The organism is Roseiarcus sp. (genome assembly GCF_052145395.1).
Lineage (GTDB): Bacteria > Pseudomonadota > Alphaproteobacteria > Rhizobiales > Beijerinckiaceae > Roseiarcus.
In genome coordinates this window covers 1-2,618 of sequence record NZ_JBKQOT010000687.1, presented here as the reverse complement: position 1 = coordinate 2,618, position 2,618 = coordinate 1, and the positions used below count along the sequence as shown (strand labels likewise).

Here is a 2,618-nt window from a genome sequence, read left to right as displayed (position 1 = left end):
TATACCCCGTGCTTTAGATGAATCGGCCGACTAGATGGGTCCGGTTGGTCGTGCCGACTTCGACCAGCTTGACCCGGGCGCTGCGCATGATCTCCGGCATGCGGAAGGCGCCGCCGATTTCGATCAGTTCGCGGCGCGATACGATCGCTTCTCGTCCCTTGGCCAGGGTGTTGAGGACGAGTAGAACGGGCGCGGCGTTGTTGTTTACGAGGGAGGCGTCCTCTGCGCCCGTCATTTCGCGGAGCAGCGCCCGAAGGTGAACGTCGCGTTCGCCGCAGCGGCCGGCCGCCAAGTCGAACTCAAGCGCGACCGCGTGGCGCATGGCTGAGGCGGCGGCCTCGACCGCCTCCTCGGCGATGATAGCGCGGCCGAGATTGGTGTGAAGCACCGTCCCGGTCAGATTGAAGACCGCCCTCAGGCTTGGCTGCGCTTCCGCTTCGAGCCGGCTCAGCGCTTCGGCAGCGACGGCGTCTGTGCTCGTCAACGCGGCGCACTCGGCGCGCGCGTCTCCAAGCGATCGGCGCACTGCGGCGATGGCAGCGGCGCGGCCGAAACGCGCGACGGCGAGTTCAGCGGACGGCGCGCGCAACACCGCGTCGACAGACGGCAAGTTCCGCAGATTGACGGGCTCCGCGGCCGTCATGTCTAATAGCCGATCAGGAACGGATTGACCGCTCCCCGACTGAATCCGGCCTCGCGCACGAGCAGGTCAAGAGCGAGCGAAGCGACGTCGTCGGCGATCGGATCGACGTCCGGCTCCTTCTGCTGGTTCAGGATTTTCATATAGCCGCGGCACTTTTCGCATGTCTCGGCCTTCACCGTCCCGGGGCCGCCTTCGACTTCTTTGTAGGCGATGCCCTCAGTCGAGCCGCAGAGCACGCATTTGATCAGCACGTAGTTCCACCTCGTTCCGCAGAGCCAGCAGGCGCAGAACCGCGCGCCGTGAGCGCCAGGCCAACCGACCAGCAAGGACGCAGCCGAAGGTCCGCCGCATGCCGGACAGGCGCCGTCCCCGACCGGAACGAGGCGGGCGGCGTCGAGCCTCGCCGCCAGCCTGGCGAAATGAACCTGTAACGCGGCGGCCACGTAGACATGTTCGGCTAGCGCCTCCATCGGAATCGCATCGGCGAGCACGGCCCGAACCATGGCATCGCGCGCTGAAGCGTCTCTTCCCGCAACGCATTCGAGGGCTCCGCGGGCGGTCTGCGGCATTTCCATCGCGGCCGCGAGCGAGAAAAGGCAATCGAGCGTCGCCTCGACGGCGGGCTCGACGACGCGGTTGCGATCGAGCGGAGGCATGCCGAATGACCGCGCGCGCTCGCGTGCCTCGCTATCCGGCATCGCGGGTTCGGGGAGGGCCAATTGCGTCCGATGTTGGCAGTCGGCGAGCCCGGCCACAAAGCGCAGATAGGGCGCTAGCGAGTGGCCCTCGGAGAGCGCGTTCAGGCGACGGGCGCGGCCGACGAACAAAGTCAGGGGCTCGGGAAGACGAGCGAATGGCGGGCTGGCGACTTCGCCGATCTGCGTCGGGTCCCGCTGCGCGGCGCCGAGCTTACTCATGATGCGACCTCACGAACCCCACGGGCCACGTGTCTTAAGCGACAAGACCTATTCGGCCGGGGTCGCTCCGGAAGAATTATGGTCGCCAGGCTTGCCGGCGGCAAGCTCTTTCAGCCACTTGCGGTGATGTCGCCAGGCCCAACCGCCGGTGACGACGCCGCGGACCATGGCGGGCAACGTGCCACGCACCCAGATCGCTGCTTAGAAATGGACGACCCATACGCAGATGATGGCGATCGCGGCAATATCGTGAACGAGGATCGCGATCCGTTTCTCATCGATCGAAGTGTATGGCGCAAAATACTGATCCCAACTGGCGAGGCCGCTGAGGATCAAGAGCACAATGAGGATCGACATCGCCCAGAACACGACTTTCTGACCCGCGTTGTACTTCCCAATTTCAGGCAATCTTTCCTCGTGAGCGGTCAGGACATCGCTGAGACGGGCGAGCCAAGTTCCATCCTCGGCTTTCCACAGATTCGCCTTCCAGAACCGCAGGAATAGGCCAAGAAAGCTGAAGAACAGCACGACGCCTATCCACGGGTGAATGAAACGCGTCGGCTGGCCGCCTCCGAACATGGCGGTGAGGAAGAAGAGGCTCGGAACGAACAGCGCAAGCCCGGAGAGAGCCAGGAGGATCAGGCACGCGGCGGTCACCCAGTGGTTGATCCGCGCGCTCGTCGTGTAACGATCGACGATGACCGGATCGCCGGGATGGATCTGATCGCCCGGCTCAACATCGTAGGCGCTCATGGCGCTCGCCTCTCGGTCAACCGCTTGGCGCTCTCCTCGTCCTCGGGCGAGACGCGGTTCGCGCCGGTTACGAGGTGATGGACGAAACCGAAGGCGGCAAATCCCAAGATCGCCGTAAGGCCCGCGTACTTGCCGACGCCCTTCCAAAGTTGGACCAGCGGACTGATCTTCGGGTTCTTCGGCAGTCCAGAGTAGATTTCCGGCTGATCGGCGTGCTGCAGCACGTACATGACGTGGGTTCCGCCGACTCCGGGCGGATCATACAGGCCCGCGTTGGCGAAGCCGCGCGACTTGAGATCCGCGAT

General features: G+C 64.7%; 2 protein-coding genes and 2 pseudogenes. All 4 read right to left on the bottom strand.

Annotated features, from left to right (window positions below; all coding sequences use genetic code 11):
* Positions 1-34: 34 nt before the first annotated feature.
* Positions 35-643: pseudogene (locus tag ACLP25_RS23450) on the bottom strand (L-seryl-tRNA(Sec) selenium transferase); the annotation flags it as partial.
* A 2-nt stretch (positions 644-645) separates the two neighbouring features.
* Complete coding sequence (fdhE, locus tag ACLP25_RS23445) at positions 646-1,560, bottom strand: formate dehydrogenase accessory protein FdhE (RefSeq protein ID WP_442471538.1); 915 nt, start codon at positions 1,558-1,560, stop codon at positions 646-648.
* A gap of 48 nt (positions 1,561-1,608) precedes the next feature.
* Positions 1,609-2,313 (bottom strand): annotated as a pseudogene (locus ACLP25_RS23440) (formate dehydrogenase subunit gamma).
* The coding region (locus ACLP25_RS23435; RefSeq protein WP_442471537.1) for a formate dehydrogenase N subunit beta transmembrane domain-containing protein at positions 2,310-2,618 on the bottom strand (309 nt) is incomplete at its 5' end. The gene ACLP25_RS23435 and the pseudogene ACLP25_RS23440, both read right to left, overlap by 4 nt.

Excerpts from the sequence above, each read along its gene's own strand:
- fdhE (WP_442471538.1), bottom strand. The coding sequence starts at position 1,560 with ATGAGTAAGCTCGGCGCCGCGCAGCGGGACCCGACGCAGATCGGCGAA.